We start from the raw sequence: 23,341 nt of genomic DNA, 5'->3' as shown, positions 1-23,341 counted from the left end.
TGCTCACAGCCCCAGCAGCCAGCGGCCGCCGCCGAGCAGTGAGCACAGTGAGACGGCGTGGAAGAAAAACAGCCACATTCCCGCGGGTACGTGCGTGAGGCGCGAGAGCTGGTCGGCGTCGGAGTCTCCAGCGCCTCCCCTGCGGCGCTTGCGCTGCAGCTCGAAGGCGGGGCGCACGCCGCCGAGGAGCAGGAACCAGACCACGGTGTACGCGAAGGCGGCCTGGACCTGCGGCCCCGCGAGCCAGGAGACGAGGACGAAGGCGCCGCCGGCGACGACGACGGTCAGCACCCCGTACGCGTTCCTGATCATCACCAGCATCGCCACGAGCAGCGCCGTGGCCAGCCACAGCAGCAGTGTGATGTGCCCCTCGGAGAGCAGCGCCGCGCCGCCGAGACCGAGCAGCGGCGGGGCCGTGTAGCCGGCGGCCGCGGTCAGGATCATGCCGAGGCCGGTCGGTTTGCCGCGGCTCACGGTGAGGCCGCTGGTGTCGCCGTGCAGCCGGATGCCGTCGAGGCGGCGGCCCATCAGCAGGGCGATCAGTCCGTGGCCGCCCTCGTGGGCGATCGTGATGGCGTTACGGGACAGCCGCCAGATGCTGTGCGGGACGATCGCGGCGAGCGCGACGACGGCCGTGGCGATCGTCACCCACTGGTCGGGGTCGGACTGGGTCCCGAAGATCCGGTCCCAGAGGCTGGCGTCCATGTGTTTCGGCTGCTCCCGTTCGGGTTCGGTGGCGGGTCGGCATCTGGCACTGTGGCACGTATGTGCGGACGTTATGCATCGAGTCGCAGGCCCGAGGATCTCGCAGGAATCTTTGAGATCGAGAAGTGGGAGCCGGAGGAGGCCTATGAGGCCGACTTCAATGTGGCTCCTACGAAGGAGGTCTACGCGGTCCTCGACCGTCCGGTGAAAGACGCCGAGGATCCTCGTCCGGTTCGCCAGCTGCGCAAGCTCAAGTGGGGGCTGGTGCCGTCGTGGTCCAAGACGCCCGAAGGCGGCGCCCGCATGATCAACGCGCGGGCCGAGACCGTGCACGAGAAGCCCTCGTTCCGCAAGGCGTTCACCACGCGGCGCTGCATCCTGCCCGCGGACGGCTATTACGAGTGGGTGACCGCGCCGGCCGAGCGTGACCTGGAGGTCGAGGGCAAGAAGAAGCGGCCCCGCAAGCAGCCGTACTTCGTGACGCCCGCGGACGGCTCGGTCTTCGCGATGGCCGGGATCTACGAGTTCTGGCACGACCGCACGCTCCCGGACGAGCACCCGCTGGCCTGGTGGGTGACGTGCTCCGTGATCACCACGGAGGCGGAGACCGCGCCGCTCGGCGTCGCGCCGAAGGAGGGGCCGGGGTCCCTCGCCGACATCCACCCCCGGATGCCGCTGATGCTGACGCCGGACCGGTGGGACGACTGGCTGGACCCGGCCCGTACGGACGTCGATGACCTTCGGTCGCTCCTCGCCCCTCCTCCGGAGGGGCTGATGCGGGCGTATCCCGTGTCCACGGCGGTGAGCAACGTGCGCAACAACGGCGCGGAGCTGTTGAAGGAGCTGGAGGGGCCGGAGGAGGGCACGCTCTTCTGACCGGTGCGGGGCGCCGGGGTTGACGTCTCGGGGCTCTGCCCCGGACCCCGCGGGCTCTCGTCGAAGAGCGGGGCTTGATTCGAGGGGCACCATGATCTCGTGACTCGTAGCGAGATTGTTTCCACTGAAGTCGGCGACGCCCGTATCACCTGGCACGTCGCCAAGAAACCGAAGCTGGTGCTGGCCGTCAGCCACGGTGCCGGTGGCGGTATCGAGGCACGCGACCTCGTGGCCCTCGCCGCCGTCCTGCCCGCCCACGGAGTGAGCGTCGCTCTCGTGGAGCAGCCCTGGCGCGTCGCGGGGAAGAAGCTCGCGCCCGCCCCGAAGACGCTCGACAAGGGGTGGCGGGGCATCTGGCCCGCCCTGGAGAAGCCCGGACTCCCGGTGATCGCCGGAGGCAGGAGCGCCGGTGCCCGCGTCGCCTGTCGCACCGCGGGGGAGCTCGGCGCCGCCGCCGTGCTCGCGCTGAGCTTTCCGCTGCATCCGCCGGGGAAGCCGGAGAAGTCCCGAGCCGAGGAACTCCTGGGCGCGGGCGTGCCCACGCTCGTCGTACAGGGCGGCAACGACCCCTTCGGCAAGCCCGCGGAGTTCCCGGAGTCCGGCGCGTACGAACTCACCGAAGTCCCCTACGGGGACCACGGCTTCGCCGTCCCCAAGCGCGCGGACATCACCCAGGACGAGGCCCTCGCCGTGATCACCGACGCGGTCGTGAAGTGGGCCGGATCACTCGTCTAGCGATCGGGAATGTTGGGGCCGGGACGGCTGTTGTGCGGACTGTCGGTGCACAGAGTTCGTACGAGAGGAAGTCCGCCGCATGGGTTCAGTCGCTTGCCCCAGCCGTGCCACCGCTCCTGACCTGGAGTGGAGCGTGCTGAGCGCGGCCAAGACCGCTCCTGTTCGGGCGGCGGGCGGACCGGATCGTCGTCTATCCTCCGATTCGAGCGGGGTCTCCTTTGGCTCCGTGACATCGCTTGAGGAGGTGGGTCCGGTCACAGGGACCGACGCAGGGACCGAGCACGGCCACGCGGAGGAGCGCCCCGAGACTCCCGGGAACGGGGAGAGCACCGCTGAGCGCAACGCGCGCTTCGAGCGGGACGCGCTGGAATTTCTCGACCAGATGTATTCGGCGGCCCTGCGCATGACGCGCAACCCGGCCGACGCCGAGGACCTGGTGCAGGAGACGTACGCGAAGGCGTACGCCTCGTTCCACCAGTTCCGTGAGGGCACGAACCTCAAGGCGTGGCTGTACCGGATCCTGACGAACACTTTCATCAACTCGTACCGCAAGAAGCAGCGCGAGCCCCAGCGCAGTGCCGCCGAGGAGATCGAGGACTGGCAGCTGGCCCGGGCCGAGTCGCACATGTCGACCGGTCTGCGCTCCGCCGAGTCGCAGGCGCTCGACCACCTGCCCGACTCGGACGTGAAGCGGGCCCTGCAGGCGATCCCCGAGGAATTCCGCATCGCGGTCTATCTCGCGGACGTAGAGGGCTTTGCGTACAAGGAGATCGCGGACATCATGGGAACACCCATCGGTACGGTGATGTCCCGGCTGCACCGTGGCCGTCGCCAGCTGCGCGGCATGCTGGAGGACTACGCCCGTGATCGCGGGCTCGTCCCGGCCGGTGCCGGTCAGGCGAACGAAGCGAAAGGCTCGGGCTCATGAGCTGCGGAGAGCCGCACGAGACGGACTGCAGTGAAGTCCTGGACCATCTCTACGAGTTCCTCGATCACGAGATGCCGGACAGTGACTGCACCAAGTTCGAGGTGCACTTCGAGGAGTGCTCCCCGTGCCTGGAGAAGTACGGCCTCGAGCAGGCCGTGAAGAAGCTGGTCAAGCGGTGCTGCGGTCATGACGACGTGCCCACCGACCTGCGGGCCAAGGTCATGGGGCGGATCGAAGTGATCCGCTCGGGCCAGGTCACGCCCGAAGAGGGCATGGGCAATCCGCTCGCCTGAGGCGCTTGTCGCCTGAAGTGGCTGCCGTCTGAAGTGCCCTTCGCCCGAAGTACCTGCTGAACCGGGCCCCGTTCACCCGATCGTGCGAATCCGGGGCCCGAGGTCCGGGCAATCCCCGTGATGCGCCGCGAGCGCCTTCCCGCGCGTCCTATCCTCCCTGAACTGGACGCCTTGGGGAGGGAGTTGGGGCATGCGGTCGGTTCCGCCTGTGGCCCGTGCGTATGTGCTCCTGACCGCCGGTGTCGCCGTGGTCTGTGCCGCCCCCGCGTTCTCCGCCACCACGTCGTGGCCCGGCGTCGCACTGCTCGCGTTCCTCTACGCGGGGTGTGAGCAGCTCGGCCGCTGCCGACTCGTCGGGCGGCGTGCGCCCAAGGGGATGGGCACCTTCTTTCCCGTTCTGCTCGCCGGGGCGTTTCTGCTGCCGCCGGCCGCCGCCGCGCTCGTCGCCCTGCCCGGCGCCCTGCTCACCGCTGTCGAGCGGCGGCCCGCGTGGCTGCGCAAGGTGTGGCGCGCGGCCCAACTCGCCCTCGCCTCCTGGGCCGCGGCCCGGGTCTTCGGCGCGCTCGGCGGGCCCGACGCGGTCGCCGACCCCCGGTTCCCGTACGCGCTCGTGCCCGGCGGAGCCGCTGTCCTCGCGTTCTGCGTCGCGCTCACCGTGCTCGACGGGGGCGTGCTCGCCACCGCGGAGCGGGTTCCGCTGCGCAGCGCCTGGCGGGGGCTCTTCCTGCGGATGCTCGCGCCGGTGGCCGCGCACGGGCTCGCGGGTCTTGTGATGGCGACGATGTGGACGAGTTCGTACGGTCCGCTCGCCGCGCTGCTCGTGCTCCTGCCGATGTACATCTCCTGCTGGGTGTTCGCCCAGTACCAGCGGGAGTGGTCGGCCCACCAGGCCACGATCCGGGCGCTCGTGCAGGCCGTCGACATCAAGGACGGCTATACGCGCGGGCACAGTGAGCGGGTCGGGCAGGCGTCGATGATGATCGCGCGCGAGCTCGGGATGGCGGGGGAGCGGGTGGAGGCGCTGCGGTTCGCCGGGATCCTGCACGACGTGGGGAAACTCGGCGTGCCCACGCGGTTGTTGCGCAAGGACGGGCCGCTGACACCGGAGGAGCGCGAGGTCATTCAGCTGCATCCCGAGTACGGGCACGAGATGGTGCGGGGGATCGCGTTCCTGGGTGAGGCGCGGGCGGCGATTCTGCATCACCATGAGCGGCTCGACGGGAGCGGGTATCCGTACGGGCTCGCGGGGGCGCAGATTCCGGAGTTCGCGCGGGTGGTGGCGGTGGCGGACGCGTTCGACGCGATGACGTCCACGCGGACGTATTCGCGGGCGCGGCCCGTTTCGGTGGCGTTGACGGAGCTGGAGCGGTGTGCCGGTTCGCAGTTCGATCCGGTGATGGTGGGGGCGCTGGTGCGGGTGCTCGAGCGGGACGGGTGGCATCCCGTGGTCACGGCGGACGAGGCGGTGGTGCCTCCGGCCCGTGCGGAAAGCGTCGCCGTCCCGCCGGCGGCGTCCCGGTGACGGGGGCCGAGCCGGAGCGTGGCGCGGGGGCCTCGGACCCGTTGCACGGCACCGAAGACCGCGGCACCGGGGCCGGGCCCTCCGATTCGTTGCGCGGCACCGGGGGCCGCCTTGCCCACCCTGCCGCCCGATGGGGTCTCCCCTGCTCGGAGCCTGTCGGAGAGCTTGGGGAAGGCAGACTGCCCAAGGCGGGAGCGGCGGCGGATGTGCGTGGGGGCGGGGTGCCCGAGGCGGGGACCGTACCCCGGCGGCCCGACGCCCCCGGAGGGGGCGGGTGGGTGGGAGATGGGGGAGGAGATGCCGGGGGACGCGAGGTGGCAGGCGTGGGAGATGGGCGAGGAGAGTCCGGGGGACGGGGGGTGGTCGGCGTTGGGCGGCGGTGTTCCGGGGTGCTCGTCGCGGTGTTCGGGGTCGCCGTGGTGGTCGCCTCCGTGGCTCTCGGGGACACCGTGTGGCACGGCGTCGTCGAGCGCGGGAACGCGTTGGCGTTCGGGGTGCTCGTCGCCGTGGGGGAGCTGGCGCGGTGGGGTGGCGCCGAGGATCGGGAGGCCGCGCCGCTCGGGGCCGCGGGAGCGCTCGCGTACGCGTTGCTCGGCGAGGTCGCGGGGCGGCCCACGCACCACGGCGCGCTCCAGGTCGTCGCGATCGTCGTCGCGGGCACGCTCGTCGGCTGCATACCGCACGTGGCGCGCGGCAAGGGTGCCTCGCTCGACCACGTGACGCGGCGCGTGCTCACCGTCGCGTTCGCCGCCGTCTGCTTCCAACCGCTCTACAACCAGGGCGTGTTGGCGGAGTGGTTCGGTGACGGGGCGTACTACGCGCTGCTGATCGTCGGGTTGCTGGTGCTGACCGCGCTGTGCGACGCCGTGCTCGCCGCCGCCATGGCGCACGCCAGGACGCGCTGGCCGTTCGGCCCGCTGCTGCGCGACGAGCTGCGGGCGATGCTCGGGATCGGGTCGGCCGTGTGCGCCACGGGTGCCGTCATGGCGCTCGCCGTCGCCGTCGCCGGGCTGTGGGCGCTGCCCCTGATCAGCCTGCCGCTGCTGCTCACCCAGTTGGCGTTCCGGAGGTACGCCGTGGTCAAGGCCACGTACCGGCAGACCATCACCTCACTGGCCCGCGCCACCGAGATCGCCGGCTACACCCCGCACGGGCACGCCCGCCGGGTGGCCGCGCTCAGCCGGGCCGTCGGCCGCGACCTGGGCCTCTCCCAGCCGGACCTGTCGGTGCTCGAGTACGCGGCGCTGATGCACGACATCGGGCAGCTCTCGCTCGTCGACCCGGTGGCCGAGGGCGCCACCGCCGCGCTGCCGCCCGCCCAGCAGCGGCGGATCGCGCTCCTCGGCGGCGCCGTCGTCCGCCAGACCGGGGTGGACACCCAGGTGGCGGTGGTGGTCGAGCGGCAGGCGGACCCCTACCGCGAGCAGCCGCTCATCGCCCGGATTGTGCGGACAGCGAACGCGTACGACGAGATGGCGAGGGAACAGGGACCTCAGGGGCCGCTCAGGGCCCTGGAAAGCCTGCGTCTGGCCACGGGGCGCGACTACCAGCCGGAGGTCGTGGAAGCGCTGGCCAGGGTGGTTGGAACGCCCGGTCTGAGCCTAGGGTCGGTTGGGTAACCCATGGGTAATGAGCGGTCGTCCGACCGTACGTGGTTGGATGCAAAGCAAGGTGGAAAACGCAGGGAACGCGCGTCCGGGGGCACAGACCCCGAGTATCGGCAGGCGGGAATCGTGAGGATCTTCGGCAAGGGACGGCACCGGCCCTCCGCCTCCTGGCGGCAGGCCACGGATCGCGCGTTCACGCTGATCGGCGACGGCCGGTACGAGGACGCGGGAGCGCTGCTCACGCGGGCCGCCGACCTGGAGCCCTGGCTGTCGGAGTCCTGGTTCAACCTCGCGCTGCTGCACAAGTTCCGGCACGACTGGGAGCAGGCCCGCACCACGGGCCTGCGGGCCGTCGCCCTGCTCGAGAAGGAGGGCGGGGCACCGGACTGGTGGAACGTGGGCATCGCCGCCACCGCCCTCCAGGACTGGCCGCTCGCGCGCAGGGCCTGGCAGGCGTACGGGCTGAAGGTGCCGGGCGGCGCCGCCGCTGCCGGGGAGCCGACGGGGATGGACCTCGGGAGCGCCGCCGTGCGGCTCTCGCCGGAGGGCGAGGCGGAGGTCGTGTGGGGGCGCAGGCTCGACCCCGCGCGCATCGAGCTGCTCTCCATCCCGCTGCCGTCGTCCGGGCGGCGCTGGGGCGAGGTCGTGCTGCACGACGGTGTACCGCACGGTGAGCGGACCACGGCGGCCGGGCACTCGTACCCGGTCTTCGACGAGATCGAGCTGTGGGCGCCCTCGCCGGTTCCCACCTGGGTGGTGCTGCTCGAGGCCGCCACCGAGGACGACCGGGACGCGCTGGAGCGGCTGGCCGCCGATGCGGGCTTCGCCGCGGAGGACTGGTCGTCGTCCGTGCGGCTGCTGTGCCGGACGTGTTCGGAGTCGCGGATGCCGTCCGACGAGGGGGACGGGACGCATCTCGATCCGCACGACCACAGTGAGCCGGGGCATCCCGGGCCGCTCGGGCATCGGACCGATGGGCAGCTGTGGGTGCCGGAGCGGGAGTGCGGTGTGGCCGCGCCGGCTTCTCTGGTGCGGGGGTTGCTCGACGGGTGGGTGGCGGATTCGCCGGACTCGCGTGACTGGCGGGATCTCGAAGAGGTCTGTTAGACGCGCGCCCTGATCACCCGGGGTGCTGAAAGTACCCTGTAAGGGTTCCACCTCGTTGTTCACCTCTCGTTGTTTCCCTAGGAAGGCGTTCGTCCGTCATGGCTCAGCAGGACACCGATCAGCAGCACGGCGGCGTGCTTCCCGTGGATGACGAGGGGTTCGTCGTCGACACCGAGGACTGTGAGGCCCGGGAGGCGGCGTACCGGGAGCGCGGCACGTCGCGGCCGATCACCGTCGTCGGGAACCCGGTGCTGCACAAGGAGTGCAAGGACGTCACCGAGTTCGACGACGAGCTGGCGAAGCTCGTCGACGACATGTTCGCGAGCCAGCACACCGCCGAGGGCGTGGGCCTCGCCGCCAACCAGATCGGCGTGGACCTGAAGGTCTTCGTGTACGACTGCCCGGACGACGACGGCGTGCGGCACACCGGCGTCGTCTGCAACCCGGTCCTGCGCGAGCTGCCGGCCGAGCAGCGCCGCCTCGACGACTCCAACGAGGGCTGCCTGTCCGTGCCGACCGCGTACGCCGAACTCGCCCGCCCCGACTACGCGGTGGTCGACGGCCGGGACGAGAAGGGCAACCCGATCACGGTGCGCGGCACCGGCTACTTCGCGCGCTGCCTCCAGCACGAGACGGACCACCTCTACGGGTACCTGTACATCGACCGTCTCTCGAAGCGTGAGCGCAAGGACGCGTTGAAGCAGATGGAGGAGGGGACGCCGCGTTACCCGGTGGTCCCCAACAGCTGAGCAACTACCTTTCCCCCGTGGGGGAGTTGAGGCGTCAGGCGGCGCCCGGTGCGGAAGTGACCTCCGGCCGGGCGCCGTTCGCGTGTGCGGTCAGGGGCATGCGGCCCGGACGCGTATCGCCCGAATCCGGTCATGGCAGGTGAAGAATCAGGAAGTGCGGGGTAGTGAGGGGAGCAAATCCGTTCCCATCGCGGTCAGTTATGGTGCTGAATAGAAAGCGCGGGGTTACACGACGGCGCGCGACCGGCACAGCGGGAGGGGCGCGCGCTGCAGGCCACAGAGAGGGGTTACTACGTGCCTGCTTTCTCACATACGTCGGTTCCGGCGGCTGTGGCGCTTCCGGTGATCGAGAGTCGGTTTCCTCGCCGACTTCACCCGTATTGGCCGAAGCTCCAAGGAAGGACCCGGTCCTGGCTCCTGGAAATGGGGCTGATGCCGCCCGACAAGGTGGCGAAATATGCCGACGGCCTGTGCTATTCGGACCTCGTCGCGGGCTACTACCTCGGCGCACCCGATGAACTGCTCGCGACGATCAGCGACTACAGCGCGTGGTTCTTCGCCTGGGACGACCGGCACGACCGCGACGTGATCCATGGTCGCGCGGAGAGCTGGGGACGGCTCGTCGCCCAGTTACACGCGGCGACCGAGGCGCCCGAGCTCCATCTCGACCATGGGGATCCGCTGGTCGCGGGGTTCGCCGACTGCCTCCAGCGGTTCTACGGCTCGCTGAGCCACACCTGGAACGTACGGTTCGCCCGCCATTTCCACCCGGTGATCGACGCGTACGACGAGGAGTTCAGGAACCGGACGACGGGCACCGTGCCCGGCGTCGACGCGTACATAGAGTTGCGCCGGCAGACCTTCGCGCACTGGATTTGGATAGACCTGCTCGAGGCGACGGCGCAGTACGAACTCCCGGCGTGGGTGCGTAAAACGCCGGCGTTCATGCGTGCGGCACTTGCCGTCCAGGACTTCTCCGCCTGGTACAACGACCTGTGTTCGCTCCCCAAGGAACTCGCGGGAAACGAATTCCACAACCTCGGGATAAGCCTCATCGAGCACGAGGGACTTTCCGTCACCGAAGCCGCCGCGGAGGTACGGCGCCGGGTACTCGGATGTGTCGACGATTTCCTTGAGGCGGAAATCGAGGTCGGGAACATCGCGGACGGCGTCGAGACGCTCGGAGAAAAAGGAAAAGACCTCTCCGTGGCGATGAGGTCATGTCTGGAGAACATGCGGAACTGGTTCAGTTCCGTCTACTGGTTCCACCATGAATCGGGCCGCTATCAGGTCGACGACTGGGAGGACCGCAGCAACCCGCCGTACGTCAGCGACGAGCCGGTCGGTGCCGACGGCGTGCCCGGCGCGGGCCGCATCCCCAGGCAGGCTCCCCACCGGATCCCGGACCGGATCCCCGAACAGGCAGGTGAGTGCGCATGACCGTGGAATCCACGCTGCCGACCCCGGCGCCCGGCCAGGCGGGAGCGTCGCTGCCGCCGCTCGCACCCGGCGGTGCGCCGCTGCTCGGCCACGCCCCGCAGATGCTCCGCGACCCGCTGGCCTTCCTGACCCGGCTGCGGGACGGCGGCGACGTGGTCCGGCTGCGGCTCGGCCCCAAGACGGTCTTCGCGGTCTGCGACCCCGTACTGGTCGAGAAGCTCCTCAAGAGCCCGGACTTCATCGTCGGCGGCGCGATGTGGGACACCCTCGAGGTGCTCCTCGGCGAGGGCGTGGCGAGCAGCAACGGGCAGAAGCACCGGCGCCAGCGGCGTGCCATCCAGCCCGCGTTCCGGGCCGAGCGGATGGCCGACTACGCCGCGCTGATGGCGGAGGAGGCGGCGGCCGCGGCCGACCGCTGGCAGGACGGGCAGACCGTCGACATCAACGCCGAGATGTTCCGCGTGGCGGCCCGGATCACGGCCCGCGCCATGCTGCACATCGACGCGGAGGACGACCGCTCGGACCGCCTCGGCGAGACGATGGGCACGGTCTTCGCCGGCATGTACCGGCGGATGATCCTGTCCTTCGGACCGCTGTACCGGCTGCCCCTGCCGGCCAATCGGCGTTTCGAGCGGGCGATGGCCGAATTGCACCGCATGGTCGACGAGATCATCGTCGAGCGAAGGGCTCAGGCGGCCGAGGGAATCGACACCGGAGACCTTCTCGCGGCATTGCTCGCCGCGCACGACGACGACGGTGAAGCGGTCACCGATCAAGAGATCCACGATCAGGTTCTGGCTCTCCTGTTGGCCGGCGGCGAGAATGTCTCCAAGACGCTGGCTTGGACGCTCGGACTCCTCGCCGAACACCCGGACCATGAAAGCCGGTTGTACGAAGAGGTTGAATCCGCGACCGGTGGTGACAGGCAGGTGGCTTTCGGTGACCTCGGGGAACTCGCATATATGCGGAATCTCCTTACCGAGTCGATGCGTATTCGCCCCAGCGTGTGGATATTCACGCGCATATCGGCGGTCGATACGACGCTCGGCGAGTATCACATTCCGGCCGGGACGGACATCGTCTACAGCCCGTACGCGATGCAGCACGACCCGCGCTCGTTCGACGACGTGGACGTCTTTGACCCCGATCGCTGGCTGCCGGAGCGCGTGACGGACGCCGCGAACATGGCGCACCAGCCGTTCGGCACCGGCAACCGCAAGTGCCCGGGCGACCACTTCAGCATGGTCGAACTCAGCCTGATCCTGGGCACCTTGGTGTCCCGGTGGCGGTTCGAGACGGTCCCCGAGACGGAGTCGACGGCGAAGCTGGGGATCACCATCGGTCCCAAGAACGGGAACCTGCGGGTGCGGGCCCGCGGCTGACCGCCGGTGACCGGGACCTAGGAGGCGAGCTTCACCCGGAAGGTCCTTCTGAAGGCGTTGGGGGTCGTCCCCAGCGCCTTCATGAACTGATGGCGCATCGCCGCAGCGTTGCCGAACCCCGCGCGCGCGGCGATCGCGTCCACCGTCTCGTCCGTGCCCTCAAGCAACTCCTGGGCGAACAGGACGCGTTGGCGCAGCAGCCAGCGGTACGGCGTCGTGCCGGTCTCCTGCTGGAAGCGGCGCGCGAACGTGCGCGGTGACATGTGCGCCCGCGCCGCCAGCTCCTCCACGGTCACCGGCTCTCCCAGATGCCGCTCCATCCACGCCAGCACCCCGCCCACGGTGTCGCAGCGCGTCGCCGGCAGGGGGCGCTCCACGTACTGGGCCTGGCCGCCGTCGCGGTGCGGCGGGACGACCATGCGGCGGGCGATCGCGTTGGCCACCTCGGAGCCGTGCTCGGTGCGGACGATGTGGAGGCAGGCGTCGATGCCGGCGGCCGTGCCTGCGGAGGTGATGACCGGGCCCTCGTCGACGTACAGCACATCGGGGTCGACGCGGGTGCGCGGGTACATCGCGGCCAGTTCGCGCTCGTACCGCCAGTGCACCGCGCACCGGCGCCCGTCGAGCAGGCCCGCGGCGCCGAGCACGAACACGCCGCCGCACACGCTCAGGACGCGCGCTCCCCGGTCGACCGCGCGGCGCAGCGCGTCGAGCAGCTCGGGCGGAAAGCCGTCGCGGCGGTAGCCGACGGCCGGGACGGCGATGAGGTCGGCCTCCTCCAGGCGCTCCGGTCCGTGCGTGGTGGACACCGTCATGCCCGGTACGTGGGTGGACAGGGTCGGCCCCTCGAAGGAGACCGCGGCGAAGTCGTACACGGGAAGCCCGGCGTCGCTCCGGTCGAGGCCGAACACCTCGCAGACGACGCCGAGTTCGAAGGGATGCGTTCCGTCGAGCAGCACTACGGCCACGTTCGTCAGCATGCCGTCCAGTGTGCCGCACGGCTGGCAGTAATTCGAGGGTCAGTGACGGTCCTGCCACTGCCGCGAGGCCGCCGCTGGGCGGAGAGTGGAGGACATGAACACAGCGATGAACTACTTCGCAGTCCTCTTCGTCTTCCTCCTCCTGGCCGCCCCGTCCCTGTACGGCATGGCCCACGACCGCCGCATCGACCGCCAGCTCAGGGCCGCGGCTGCGCGGAACGCCGAAGAGCACCACTCCCGCTACGAGCGCGCGGCCTGACTCGGCCGTCGCCCGAAGACCAGCAGATGCGAGCTCGCGACGAGCAGCTCCGGATGCTCCTCGGCCATCCGGGCCGCCGCCAGGGCCGACGTGAACAGGTCGGATTCCCGTAGCACTTGGCGGCCGGTGGCGGTCTCGGCGGCCTTCAGGAGGGCGTCACCGGGCCCCTCCACCCCGTACAGCCGAGTGTCGTCGAACCCGGCACCCCGCACCTCCGCCGCCAGCTCCTCGGCCCGGTGGAAATAGGCGAAAAGTGAACTCCCGCCCCTCGTTCCTGCCGGTCACCAACACCCGCCCCGACCGCCCCTCCCGCCCGTCGAGATGCAGCCGCCCGTGCGCGGCGTGGTCGAACAGTGCCGCGTACCGCTGGATCCCGGCGGCCACGACGAGCCCACCGGGACGCACGACCCGCAGCGCCTCGGCCAACACCCGTCCCCTGTCGGCCCGTTCGGGCAGGTGGTACAGCGGTCCGAGCAGCAGCACCACGTCGTACGAGGAGTCGGCGGCGCTCAACGCTCGGCCGTCACCCAGCTCGACCGTGCACCCGGCGCCCGCCGCCTCCCGCACGTGCCGCTCCACGGGGTCGACGAGATGCACGCGATACCCGTCCCCGACCAGCCACCGCGCGTGGGTGCCCGGCCCTCCTCCCACGTCGAGCACGGAGGCCGGGGCGGCAGGCAGATGGCGTCTCAACAGCTCTTGTGTACGCACAAGTTCGAGCACGCCGGCGGCGGAGGCGCCGAGCCGTGCGTGCTCGTCGAACTGGGTGGAGTAGTAGGTGAGGACCTCGTCTGCGACCTGGGGTGTTGTCATGCCCCGCAAGTCTGACGAAGGGGCGGCGGGCGACGCATCTCAATTAGCGCCGCCCACCGCCCCGTTGGAGCCGAACCCGTCAGGGGGCCCGACCCGTCATACGGATGGACCCGTCAGAAGTCCTCGTCGAAGCCGACCGAGCCTTCGACCGCGACCTGGTAGGCCGAGGGGCGGCGTTCGAAGAAGTTGGTCAGTTCCTGGACGCCCTGGAGTTCCATGAACGAGAACGGGTTCTCCGAGCCGTAGATCGGCGCGAAGCCGAGGCGCTGCAAGCGCTGGTCGGCGACGCACTCCAGGTACTGGCGCATCGAGTCGGTGTTCATGCCCGGCAGGCCCTCGCCGCACAGGTCGCGCCCGAACTGCAGCTCCGCGTCGACCGCTTCCCGCAGCATGTCGGTGACCTGCTGCTGGAGCGCGTCGTCGAAGAGCTCCGGCTCCTCCTTGCGGACCGTGTCCACCACGTCGAAGGCGAAGCTCATGTGCATCGTCTCGTCACGGAACACCCAGTTGGTGCCGGTGGCCAGGCCGTGCAGCAGGCCGCGCGAGCGGAACCAGTAGACGTAGGCGAAGGCACCGTAGAAGAAGAGGCCCTCGATGCACGCGGCGAAGCAGATGAGGTTGAGGAGGAAGCGGCGGCGGTCCGCCTGGGACTCCAGGCGGTCCATCTCCTCGACCGAGTCCATCCACTTGAAACAGAACTCCGCCTTCTCGCGGATGGACGGGATGTTCTCCACCGCCGCGAAGGCCGCAGTGCGGTCCTCGGGGTCGGGGAGGTAGGTGTCCAGGAGCGTCAAGTAGAACTGGACGTGGACGGCTTCCTCGAAGAGCTGGCGCGACAAGTACAGGCGCGCTTCGGGGGAGTTGATGTGCTTGTAGAGCGTGAGGACGAGGTTGTTCGCGACGATCGAGTCACCCGTCGCGAAGAACGCGACCAGGCGGCCGATCATGTGCTGCTCACCCGGCGACAGCTTCGCGAGGTCGGCGACGTCCGAGTGGAGGTCGACCTCCTCCACCGTCCACGTGTTCTTGATGGCGTCGCGGTAGCGCTCGTAGAAGTCCGGGTAGCGCATGGGGCGCAGGGTCAGTTCGAAGCCCGGGTCGAGCAGGTTCTTTTCCGTGGCGGGAGTGGTCATTACTGGCAGGCCTCGCAGGACTCGGGGTTTTCCAGGGAGCAGGCGACCGCGTCGGGGTCGGGCGTCGCGGTCTGCGCGGGGACGGTGCTGTTGCCCGCCGCCCGCGCGATGCGTGTCGCCGGGCGCGAGCGCAGGTAGTACGTCGTCTTCAGGCCCGACTTCCAGGCGTACGCGTACATCGAGGAGAGCTTGCCGATGGTCGGCGTCTCCATGAAGAGGTTCAGGGACTGGGCCTGGTCGAGGAACGGGGTCCGCGCCGCCGCCATGTCGATGAGGCCGCGCTGCGGGATCTCCCACGCCGTGCGGTACAGGGCGCGGACCTCGTCCGGGATCCAAGTGAAGCCCTGCACCGAGCCGTTCGACTCGCGCAGTGCCTCACGGGTCTGGGCGTCCCAGACGCCGAGCCTCTTCAGCTCCTCGATCAGGTACCCGTTGATCTGGAGGAACTCGCCCGACAGCGTCTCCCGCTTGAAGAGGTTGGAGACCTGCGGCTCGATGCACTCGTAGACGCCGGCGATCGACGCGATGGTGGCGGTGGGCGCGATCGCGAGGAGGAGGGAGTTGCGCATGCCGACGTCGGCGATACGTTCCCGCAGCGCCGCCCAGCGCTCCGGCCACGTCAGCTCGACGCCGTAGTGGTCGGGGTGCAGCACGCCGCGGGCCGTACGGGTCTTCTCCCAGGCGGGAAGCGGGCCGTTGCGCTCGGCGAGGTCGGCCGACGCCTCGTACGCCGCGAGCATGATGCGCTCGGAGATGCGGGTGGACAGGGCGCGGGCCTGCGCCGAGTCGAACGGCAGGCGCAGCTTGAAGAAGACGTCCTGGAGGCCCATCGCGCCGAGGCCCACCGGGCGCCAGCGGGAGTTGGAGCGGCCCGCCTGGTCGGTCGGGTAGAAGTTGATGTCGACGACGCGGTCGAGGAAGGTGACGGCCGTGCGGACCGTCTCGTCGAGGCGCTCCCAGTCGATGTCCCCGGTCTCTACGTCCACGAAGGCGCCCAGGTTCACCGACCCCAGGTTGCAGACGGCCGTCTCCCCGTCGTCCGTCACCTCCAGGATCTCCGTGCAGAGGTTGGAGGAGTGGACCGTGTGGCCGGGCTCAGCCGTCTGGTTGGCGGTGCGGTTGGCGGCGTCCTTGAAGGTCAGCCAGCCGTTGCCGGTCTGCGCGAGGGTGCGCATCATGCGGCCGTACAGATCGCGGGCGGGGATGGTCCGCTGGGGCTTCCCGTCGGCCTCGGCCTTGCGGTACGCGGCGTCGAACTCCTCGCCCCACAGGTCGACCAGCTCGGGCACGTCGGCCGGCGAGAACAGCGACCACGGCTGGTCCGCGTTCACCCGGCGCATGAACTCGTCGGGGATCCAGTGCGCGAGGTTCAGGTTGTGGGTGCGGCGCGCGTCCTCACCGGTGTTGTCGCGCAGCTCCAGGAACTCCTCGATGTCGGAGTGCCAGGTCTCCAGGTAGACCGCGGCGGCGCCCTTGCGGCGGCCTCCCTGGTTCACGGCGGCGACCGAGGCGTCCAGCGTCTTCAGGAACGGGACGATGCCGTTGGAGTGCCCGTTCGTGCCGCGGATCAGCGAACCGCGGCTGCGGATGCGGGAGAACGAGAGGCCGATGCCGCCCGCGTGCTTCGAGAGGCGGGCGACCTGGTGGTACCGGTCGTAGATCGAGTCGAGCTCGTCGAGCGGGGAGTCGAGCAGGTAGCAGCTCGACATCTGGGGGTGGCGGGTGCCGGAGTTGAAGAGCGTGGGGGAGGAGGGCAGGTAGTCGAGGCGGCTCATCAGGCCGTAGAGAGCGGCCACTTCGTCCAGCGCGCGGACGCTGTCGTCCTCGGCGAGGCCGCAGGCCACGCGCAGCATGAAGTGCTGCGGGGTCTCGATGACGTGCCGGGTGATCGGGTGGCGCAGCAGGTAGCGGCTGTGCAGGGTGCGCAGGCCGAAGTAGCCGAAGCGGTCGTCGCCCGCGATGTCGATCAGCGCGTCGAGGCGCGCCGCGTGCACCCGGACGAACTCGGCCGTACGGTCCGCGATCAGGCCCTCGCGGTGGCCGACCGCGACCGACTCCGTGAAGGACGTGACGCCCTGCGAGGCGGCCTCCGCGGCGATGGAGCGGGTGAGCAGGCGGGCGGCGAGCCGGGAGTAGGCGGGGTCCTCGGAGATCAGACCGGCCGCGGCCTCGGTGGCGAGATCGCGCAGCTCGGCCTCATCGGCCCGCGCCGAACGGCCGCGCAGCGCGGCGGCCGCGATCCGGCCGGGATCGGCGTCGGGGAGTTCGGCGGTCAGCTCGGTCAGGGTGCGCAGCAGTGCGGCACCCGGGCCGTCCTGGGGCGTGGCTGAGACCGGTTCGGCGGGCGCGATGGTCACGTGGAGGCTCTCCCTCGCTCGGCTCGAGGCCTGCGGGGAGGAGGTGGCAGCGCGGGCGCGCACGGGCGGGCCCTCGTCCACCGGCCCTTTCCGCGAGGCCCGGACGTCGTCGACGCCCGGGCCGGTCGGCTCGGGCGTACCGTCGACAGGTCATCGGACTCACGCGGGCGTTTTTGTACGCCTACGTACACCGTTGCGGGACAGTTCCGGATTCGCACCGGATTCCCCTGTGGTGACAGCGAGAGCGAGCATACATGTTGTGTCGGGCTTTCGCGTCAGCCCCATATGTTGTGTCGGCGTCGCGCCGGGGTGCCCGTGCCCTCAGCCCGCCGATGCCTCCGCCGCCCCCGCCGCCAGCCTCAACTCGTACGCCCGCAGCAGCACTTCCGGGATCGGGGACCAGTCGCGGTCCGGGATCCGGGTGAAGCCGAGGCGCTCGTAGAGGCGGTGCGAGGCGGTCGCGAGCGGCTGGGTGCAGAGCACCACCGCCGATTTGCCGGCCGTGCGGGCCCGGTCGATCACGGCCCGCACGAGCGCCTCGCCGACGCCCTTCCCGCGCGCCTCGACGGCGACCGCCAGCATGCGGAACTCGGCCTCCGAGGGGCGTGCGATCTCCGCGTACGAGTGCTTGTGCGAGGGGACGTAGGTGACGCCGCCGACGACCCGGCCGTCGGGGTCCTCGGCGACGAGCACCTCGGCCTGCCGCGCGCGTTTCTCGACGTCGCGCAGTTCGGCGGCGTACCAGTCGTCCTCGCCGAACGCGAGCAGCCCACTGCCCAGGTAGGCGCGGGCACTCAACTCGCCGAGCGCGGCGTACTCATCGGGGCGCACAGTTCTGATCACGACGCCATGGTTACGCGACCCCCGGCCGTGGCCGCAACGTCTTCCCGGAAATGTGTCGGGCCCCTCCGCAAGCGGAGGGACCCGAGACGCGTGCGTACGCGGTGCCTAGTGACCGGAGCCCGCGCCGACCGTCGGCAGGTCGACCTGGACGCCCTTGTCGCCCGCGTCGGCCGTGTAGTCCTCGCGGGACGTCTCGTCGACGCCGTCCGGGGCCTTGAACGCCTTGAGGACGAAGGTTCCGACCACGGTCACCACGATGTTCAGGACGAACGCCGTGAGGCCGATGTAGCCGATCTCACCGATGCCGGGGATCTCCGCCGAGGAGCCGCCGAAGTGCGCCTGCGTCGGCGACGCGACGCCGTACGCGGCGAGCGTGCCGTACACCATGCCGACCGCCCAGCCGGCGAGCAGCGCCCACCGGTGGAACCAGCGCGTGAACAGGCCGCCGACCAGCGCGGGCATCGTCTGGAGGATCCAGATGCCGCCGAGCAGCTGGAAGTTGATCGCGACGGTCTTGTCCATGGTGAGGACGAAGGCCAGCGCGCCCACCTTCACGAGCAGCGAGACCAGCTTGGAGACCTTGGTCTCCTGCGCGGGCGTCGCGTCCGGCTTGATGAAGTCCTTGTAGATGTTGCGCGTGAACAGGTTCGCGGCGGCGATGGACATGATGGCCGCGGGGACCAGCGCGCCGATGCCGATGGCGGCGAACGCGACGCCCGTGAACCAGTCCGGGAACATGTTCTCGAACAGCTGCGGGATCGCCAACTGCCCGTTCTGCACCTTGATCCCTGCCGCGATCGCCATGAACCCGAGCAGTCCGAGCAGGCCCAGCATCAGCGAGTACAGCGGCAGGATCGTGGTGTTGCGGCGGATCACGTTGCGGCTCTTGGAGGAGAGGGTCGCCGTGATCGAGTGCGGGTACATGAAGAGCGCCAGGGCGGAACCGAGCGCGAGCGTCGCGTACGTCCACGTACCCGAGGAGCCCGGTGCTAGCCCGGCGACCGGTTTGCCCGCTGCTTCGTTGGCCGCGTCGAACTTGTCGTTCGCCGCCGAGAAGATGTGCTCGAACCCGCCGAGCTTGATCGGGATGTAGATGATGGCGACCGCGATCACGAGGTAGATCAGGCCGTCCTTGACGAACGCGATCAGCGCGGGCGCGCGCAGGCCCGAGGAGTACGTGTACGCGGCCAGCACGCCGAAGGCGAGCAGCAGCGGCAGGTCCTTGATGAACCAGTTGGTGTTCTCGCCGCCGCCGACGCCCATCACGTCGAGAACGGCCTGGATGCCGACCAGTTGGAGCGCGATGTACGGCATCGTGGCGAGGATGCCGGTGATCGCGACCGCGAGCGAGAGGCCCTTCGAGCCGAAGCGGCCGCGCACGAAGTCGGACGTGGTCACGTACCCGTGCTTGTGCGAGACCGACCACAGGCGCGGCAGGAAGGTGAAGATCAGCGGGTACACGAGGATCGTGTACGGCACGGCGAAGAAGCCGGAGGCGCCGGCCGCGTAGATCGCCGCGGGTACGGCGACGAAGGTGTACGCCGTGTAGAGGTCGCCGCCCAGCAGGAACCAGGTGACCCAGGTGCCGAACGAGCGGCCGCCCAGGCCCCATTCGTCGAGCGAGGCCTCGTTTTCGGCCTTCCGCCAGCGCGCCGCGAGGAAGCCCATGACCGTGACGGCCACGAAGAAGAAGATGAAGACGGTGAGCGCGACACCGTTGACGCCGCCGTTCACGCCTGGCCTCCAGCCGACTGAGCAGACTTACGGGCACGCTGATCGCGCTGCCACAGCTTGTACGCGATCATCGTGAGCGCGGTCGAGATGAGCACCCAGAGCATCTGGTACCAGTAGAAGAACGGGACGCCGATGAGCGTCGGTTCGATCTTTGCGTAGGAGCTGACCCAGAGCATCGCGACGAACGGTGCGACCAGACACAGTGCAATGATCACGCGCACCGGCGTGATCACCGGTTGTTTCACTTCAGGCGCATCGGACATTCGCGGTTCCGTTCCCCTCGCTCATCAGAGATCCCACTTATCTCACGTTTAACGCCCGGGAAATCTAAGCGAGAGTCTTGATCTATGGAACCCCTGTCCGGATAACGGACCCGTTCGGGGGCCGCCTCAGCAGCAGCGGAACCCCTGCCGTGGATCCGATTCCTGGCGGTCCGTCCGCATGCGTTCGAACTCGCGCCGGGACGGCACGGACGCGCCCGGGTGGGTCTCCCCGAGGTGCGTCACGTACCGCTCGTACGCGCTCTCGTCCGTCAACTCGCGGACGAACCACCGCACATACCTAGCCACCCGTAGAACTGCCGACGCCGGCATCGCGCGCCTCCGCCTTCTCCTCCTGTGTGGGGACGAGCCCGGCCGGTGCCACCAGCGTGGACTCGACGTACGGAGCCTCGCTCAGCTTGGACGACTGGGGGTTCCGCACGTGCTTCACGCATACCCGCAGCGCGTCGAGGACCACCACGACGATGAGGAGGGCGAGCGCGGCCGAAAGGACGCCGTCCACCGTGGAGTTGGTGACCACGGTGTGCATGTCGTCCATGGTCTTGGCGGGCGGCAGGATCTTTCCGGCGTCGATGGCGTCCTGGTAGTTCGAGCGCTGCTGGAAGAAGCCGACGCGCGGGTCGGACGAGAACACCTTCTGCCAGCTGGCGGTCAGCGTCACGACGGTGTCCCAGACCAGCGGGATCCCGGTGATCCAGGCCCACTTGAGCCGCCCCGACTTCACGAGCAGCGTCGTGCAGACGGCGAGGGCGACGGCGGCGAGCAGCTGGTTGGAGATGCCGAAGATCGGGAAGAGCTGGTTGATCCCGCCGAGCGGCTCGTGCACGCCGACCCACAGGAAGTAGCCCCACAGGCCGACGACGACGGCGCTGGTGATCAGCAGCCCCGGCTTCCAACTGATGTTCTTGAACGGCTTGTAGACGTTGCCGAGCATGTCCTGGAGCATGAACCGGCCCACGCGCGTGCCCGCGTCGAGCGCGGTCAGGATGAACAGCGCCTCGAACATGATCGCGAAGTGGTACCAGAAGGCGCGCAGTCCGCCCCCGGTCACCTGCGAGAAGATCTCCGAGACGCCGACGGCGAGCGTCGGCGCGCCGCCCGTACGGGACAGCAGGCTCGACTCCTCGACGTTCTTCGCGGCCTGCGCGAGCTCCGCAGGCGAGATCGAGTACCCGAAGCCCGCCACGGCCTGCGACGCGGACTGCACGCTGTCGCCGATGACTCCGGCGGGCGCGTTCATCGCGAAGTAGAGCCCGGGGTCGATGATGCTCGCGGCGACGAGCGCCATCACGGCCACGGACGACTCCATCAGCATGGAGCCGTAGCCGATCATCCGGACCTGCGTCTCCTTCTGGATCATCTTCGGCGTCGTGCCGGAGGAGATCAGCGCGTGGAATCCGGAGAGCGCGCCGCACGCGATGGTGATGAAGACGAAGGGGAAGAGCGAGCCCGCGAAGACCGGGCCGTCGCCGCGCGAGGCGAAGTCGGTGACCGCGTCCATCTTCAGCGTCGGCAGCGCGACCACGACGCCGATGGCGAGCAGCGCGATGGTGCCGAGCTTCATGAACGTGGACAGATAGTCGCGCGGCGCGAGCAGCATCCACACCGGAAGCACCGAGGCGACGAAGCCGTAGATCACCATCCAGATCACGAGCGTCGAGGGCGCGAGCGTGAAGGTGTCGGCCCACGAGGACTCGGCGACCCAGCGGCCCGCGATGAGCGCGATCAGCAGCAGCGCGACCCCGATGAGCGACACCTCGGACACCCGTCCGGGGCGCAGCACCCGCAGATAGAAGCCCATGAGCAGCGCGATCGGGATGGTCATCGCGATGGAGAAGGTGCCCCACGGCGACGAGGCGAGCGCGTTCACCACGACCAGGGCGAGCACCCCGAGCAGGATGATCATGATGGCGAAGGCGGCGACCAGGGCGGCGGCGCCGCCGAACGGGCCGATCTCCTCGCGTGCCATCTGGCCGAGCGAACGCCCGTCGCGCCGCGTCGAGAAGAACAGCACGACCATGTCCTGGACGGCGCCCGCGAAGATCACGCCGACGATGATCCAGATGGTGCCCGGCAGGTACCCCATCTGCGCCGCGAGCACGGGACCGACCAGCGGTCCCGCCCCCGCGATGGCCGCGAAGTGGTGCCCGAGCAGCACGCGCCGGTCGGTGGGGTGGAAGTCCATGCCGTTGTTGAGCCGCTCGGCGGGCGTGGCGCGTTTCCCGTCGACCTTCAGCACCTTGTGCGCGATGAACTTCGCGTAGAAGCGGTAGGCGATGGCGTACGACCCGAGGGCGGCGGCCACCATCCACGCGGCGGAGACGTTCTCGCCGCGGGAGAGCGCGAGTACGGACCAGCCGGCCGCGCCCACGAGGGCGACGACGGTCCACAGGATCACGGTCTTAGGAGAAGCGGTACGCACTGGTGGGTCCTCCCCGTCCATGCGACGACGGGAGGACCGTAAGCCAGAAATGTGATCTGCGCTACACCGCGTGCGGGAAAGCGTCTACTCCGTTATCCGGCACGGGAGTTGGGGCTCTTTCGGGGGTCGGTCGGTGGGGCGCTTGAGGGGTCAGTCGGTGGGCCGCTTGAGTCGTGCCACGAACTTGTACCGGTCGCCCCGGTACACCGAGCGCACCCACTCCACCGGCTGTCCCGAACCGTCGATCGAGTGGCGGGAGAGCATCAGCATCGGCAGGCCGACGTCCGTGCCGAGCAGCCCCGCCTCGCGCGGCGTCGCGAGGGAGGTCTCGATGGTCTCCTCGGCCTCGGCGAGGTGCACGTCGTAGACCTCGGCGAGCGCCGTGTAGAGGGACGTGTACTTGGCGAGGCTGCGGCGCAGCGCCGGGAAGCGCTTCGCCGACAGGTGCGTGGTCTCGATGGCCATCGGCTCGCCGCTCGCGAGGCGGAGCCGCTCGATGCGCAGGACCCGGCCGCCGGCGGCGATGTCGAGGAGCTGCGCGAGGGTCTCGTCGGCGGTGACGTAGCCGATGTCGAGCAGCTGCGAGGTCGGCTCCAGGCCCTGGGCCCGCATGTCCTCGGTGTACGAGGTGAGTTGGAGCGCCTGGGAGACCTTGGGCTTGGCGACGAAGGTGCCCTTGCCCTGGATCCGTTCGAGACGGCCCTCGACGACGAGCTCCTGGAGCGCCTGGCGGACCGTGGTGCGGGAGGTGTCGAACTCGGAGGCGAGCGTGCGCTCGGGCGGGACGGGGGTGCCGGGCGGCAGCGTCTCCGTCATGTCGAGCAGGTGCTTCTTGAGGCGGTAGTACTTGGGCACGCGTGCGGTGCGGACGGGCGCCCCGCCCTCGTTCTCCGCACTGCTGACGTCGGTGCTCATGCTCCGCCTTCCCGGCTCCGGTGCCCACGCGACTCCGTGACCCCTCCTTATACCGCCCGGTGGCCGTCTGGTCTAGTCCACCCGCCGAGGGTGTCCGCAGGTGGTCAACGCCCTTGCCCTGCTTGGCGGATGCGGCCCGGGTGTCGTTCCGATAACGGACGCGGGGACGTCTCTCGGCCACCCTTGACAGCCCAATTGGTCTGGGCCAAGCTCCCCGTACTGGTCTACACCATTAAAGATCAGGTCCCAGTCCCATCAGC

Annotated in this window: 21 protein-coding genes, 1 pseudogene and 1 riboswitch; of the genes and pseudogenes, 11 read left to right on the top strand and 11 right to left on the bottom strand. The window is 69.7% G+C overall.

What is annotated here, in order from left to right:
• Positions 1 to 3: 3 nt before the first annotated feature.
• The gene (locus tag ACOKM3_RS16390) at positions 4 to 705 is read right to left on the bottom strand and encodes a M50 family metallopeptidase (protein WP_426901163.1); all 702 of its coding nucleotides are present in this window, start codon (positions 703 to 705) and stop codon (positions 4 to 6) included.
• 60 nt (positions 706 to 765) lie between these two features.
• Here ACOKM3_RS16390 and ACOKM3_RS16385 point away from each other — a divergent pair, with 60 nt between their 5' ends.
• The 10 genes from ACOKM3_RS16385 (at position 766) to ACOKM3_RS16340 (ending at position 11,344) form a co-directional block, all read left to right on the top strand.
• Positions 766 to 1,581, top strand: coding sequence for an SOS response-associated peptidase (locus ACOKM3_RS16385; protein ID WP_426901161.1), 816 nt, complete (start codon positions 766 to 768; stop codon positions 1,579 to 1,581).
• 99 nt (positions 1,582 to 1,680) lie between these two features.
• The gene (locus tag ACOKM3_RS16380) at positions 1,681 to 2,316 is read left to right on the top strand and encodes an alpha/beta hydrolase family protein (RefSeq protein ID WP_426901159.1); all 636 of its coding nucleotides are present in this window, start codon (positions 1,681 to 1,683) and stop codon (positions 2,314 to 2,316) included.
• Between the two features lie 244 nt (positions 2,317 to 2,560).
• Positions 2,561 to 3,244, top strand: a complete 684-nt coding sequence (gene sigR / locus ACOKM3_RS16375) for an RNA polymerase sigma factor SigR (RefSeq protein WP_266718852.1) — start codon at positions 2,561 to 2,563, stop codon at positions 3,242 to 3,244.
• On the top strand, positions 3,241 to 3,537 hold the full coding sequence (gene rsrA, locus ACOKM3_RS16370) for a mycothiol system anti-sigma-R factor (RefSeq protein WP_266713907.1): 297 nt from the start codon (positions 3,241 to 3,243) through the stop codon (positions 3,535 to 3,537). Before sigR ends, rsrA begins: the two co-directional genes overlap by 4 nt.
• 190 nt (positions 3,538 to 3,727) lie before the next feature.
• The gene (locus tag ACOKM3_RS16365; protein ID WP_426901157.1) at positions 3,728 to 5,059 is read left to right on the top strand and encodes an HD-GYP domain-containing protein; all 1,332 of its coding nucleotides are present in this window, start codon (positions 3,728 to 3,730) and stop codon (positions 5,057 to 5,059) included.
• Positions 5,060 to 5,448: 389 nt separating this feature from the next.
• A complete protein-coding gene (locus ACOKM3_RS16360; RefSeq protein WP_426901155.1) occupies positions 5,449 to 6,678 on the top strand; it encodes an HD-GYP domain-containing protein in 1,230 nt (409 codons plus the stop codon).
• A gap of 114 nt (positions 6,679 to 6,792) precedes the next feature.
• Entirely contained in the window at positions 6,793 to 7,773 is a 981-nt protein-coding gene (locus ACOKM3_RS16355) for a tetratricopeptide repeat protein (protein WP_266713911.1), read from the top strand.
• Between the two features lie 98 nt (positions 7,774 to 7,871).
• Complete coding sequence (def, locus tag ACOKM3_RS16350; RefSeq protein WP_426901153.1) at positions 7,872 to 8,522, top strand: peptide deformylase; 651 nt, start codon at positions 7,872 to 7,874, stop codon at positions 8,520 to 8,522.
• Positions 8,523 to 8,816: 294 nt separating this feature from the next.
• Positions 8,817 to 9,962, top strand: coding sequence for a terpene synthase family protein (locus tag ACOKM3_RS16345; RefSeq protein WP_426901151.1), 1,146 nt, complete (start codon positions 8,817 to 8,819; stop codon positions 9,960 to 9,962).
• Complete coding sequence (locus ACOKM3_RS16340) at positions 9,959 to 11,344, top strand: cytochrome P450 (RefSeq protein ID WP_426901149.1); 1,386 nt, start codon at positions 9,959 to 9,961, stop codon at positions 11,342 to 11,344. The genes ACOKM3_RS16345 and ACOKM3_RS16340 overlap by 4 nt, the downstream gene beginning before the upstream one ends.
• 17 nt (positions 11,345 to 11,361) lie before the next feature.
• Here ACOKM3_RS16340 and ACOKM3_RS16335 read toward each other — a convergent pair whose 3' ends face one another.
• Entirely contained in the window at positions 11,362 to 12,324 is a 963-nt protein-coding gene (locus ACOKM3_RS16335) for a helix-turn-helix domain-containing protein (protein WP_426901147.1), read from the bottom strand.
• 94 nt (positions 12,325 to 12,418) lie between these two features.
• Between ACOKM3_RS16335 and ACOKM3_RS16330 the strand changes: the two genes are divergently transcribed.
• A complete protein-coding gene (locus ACOKM3_RS16330) occupies positions 12,419 to 12,583 on the top strand; it encodes a hypothetical protein (protein ID WP_426901145.1) in 165 nt (54 codons plus the stop codon).
• Here ACOKM3_RS16330 and ACOKM3_RS16325 read toward each other — a convergent pair.
• The 9 genes and pseudogenes from ACOKM3_RS16325 to ACOKM3_RS16285 all read right to left on the bottom strand — a co-directional run bounded on the left by ACOKM3_RS16325 (position 12,565) and on the right by ACOKM3_RS16285 (position 23,081).
• A pseudogene (locus ACOKM3_RS16325) lies at positions 12,565 to 13,396 on the bottom strand (class I SAM-dependent methyltransferase). The gene ACOKM3_RS16330 and the pseudogene ACOKM3_RS16325 sit on opposite strands and share 19 nt — an antisense overlap.
• 113 nt (positions 13,397 to 13,509) lie before the next feature.
• Entirely contained in the window at positions 13,510 to 14,529 is a 1,020-nt protein-coding gene (locus tag ACOKM3_RS16320) for a ribonucleotide-diphosphate reductase subunit beta (protein WP_426901143.1), read from the bottom strand.
• Complete coding sequence (locus tag ACOKM3_RS16315; RefSeq protein ID WP_426901141.1) at positions 14,529 to 16,886, bottom strand: ribonucleoside-diphosphate reductase subunit alpha; 2,358 nt, start codon at positions 16,884 to 16,886, stop codon at positions 14,529 to 14,531. Before ACOKM3_RS16315 ends, ACOKM3_RS16320 begins: the two co-directional genes overlap by 1 nt.
• A gap of 127 nt (positions 16,887 to 17,013) precedes the next feature.
• Positions 17,014 to 17,144, bottom strand: a riboswitch (cobalamin riboswitch).
• 63 nt (positions 17,145 to 17,207) lie between these two features.
• The gene (locus tag ACOKM3_RS16310; protein ID WP_426901139.1) at positions 17,208 to 17,729 is read right to left on the bottom strand and encodes a GNAT family N-acetyltransferase; all 522 of its coding nucleotides are present in this window, start codon (positions 17,727 to 17,729) and stop codon (positions 17,208 to 17,210) included.
• A 105-nt stretch (positions 17,730 to 17,834) separates the two neighbouring features.
• Positions 17,835 to 19,463 (bottom strand): monocarboxylate uptake permease MctP, encoded by a 1,629-nt coding sequence (gene mctP, locus ACOKM3_RS16305; RefSeq protein WP_426901137.1) that lies wholly within the window; start codon positions 19,461 to 19,463, stop codon positions 17,835 to 17,837.
• Positions 19,460 to 19,726 (bottom strand): DUF3311 domain-containing protein, encoded by a 267-nt coding sequence (locus ACOKM3_RS16300; RefSeq protein WP_426901135.1) that lies wholly within the window; start codon positions 19,724 to 19,726, stop codon positions 19,460 to 19,462. The genes mctP and ACOKM3_RS16300 overlap by 4 nt, the downstream gene beginning before the upstream one ends.
• A gap of 126 nt (positions 19,727 to 19,852) precedes the next feature.
• Positions 19,853 to 20,056 carry a YbdD/YjiX family protein gene (locus ACOKM3_RS16295; protein WP_426901133.1) on the bottom strand — a complete coding sequence of 68 codons (204 nt, stop codon included), beginning with the start codon at positions 20,054 to 20,056 and terminating at the stop codon, positions 19,853 to 19,855.
• Positions 20,025 to 22,187 carry a carbon starvation CstA family protein gene (locus ACOKM3_RS16290; protein ID WP_426901131.1) on the bottom strand — a complete coding sequence of 721 codons (2,163 nt, stop codon included), beginning with the start codon at positions 22,185 to 22,187 and terminating at the stop codon, positions 20,025 to 20,027. Before ACOKM3_RS16290 ends, ACOKM3_RS16295 begins: the two co-directional genes overlap by 32 nt.
• A gap of 129 nt (positions 22,188 to 22,316) precedes the next feature.
• A complete protein-coding gene (locus ACOKM3_RS16285; protein ID WP_266713936.1) occupies positions 22,317 to 23,081 on the bottom strand; it encodes a GntR family transcriptional regulator in 765 nt (254 codons plus the stop codon).
• Positions 23,082 to 23,341: the final 260 nt, after the last annotated feature.

The sequence above is a fragment of the Streptomyces nidicola genome, assembly GCF_050106155.1.
In the GTDB taxonomy this organism is placed as follows: Bacteria; Actinomycetota; Actinomycetes; order Streptomycetales; family Streptomycetaceae; genus Streptomyces.
The sequence above is the reverse complement of the archived record's forward strand: the minus strand, read 5'-3'. Positions and strand labels throughout refer to the sequence as shown.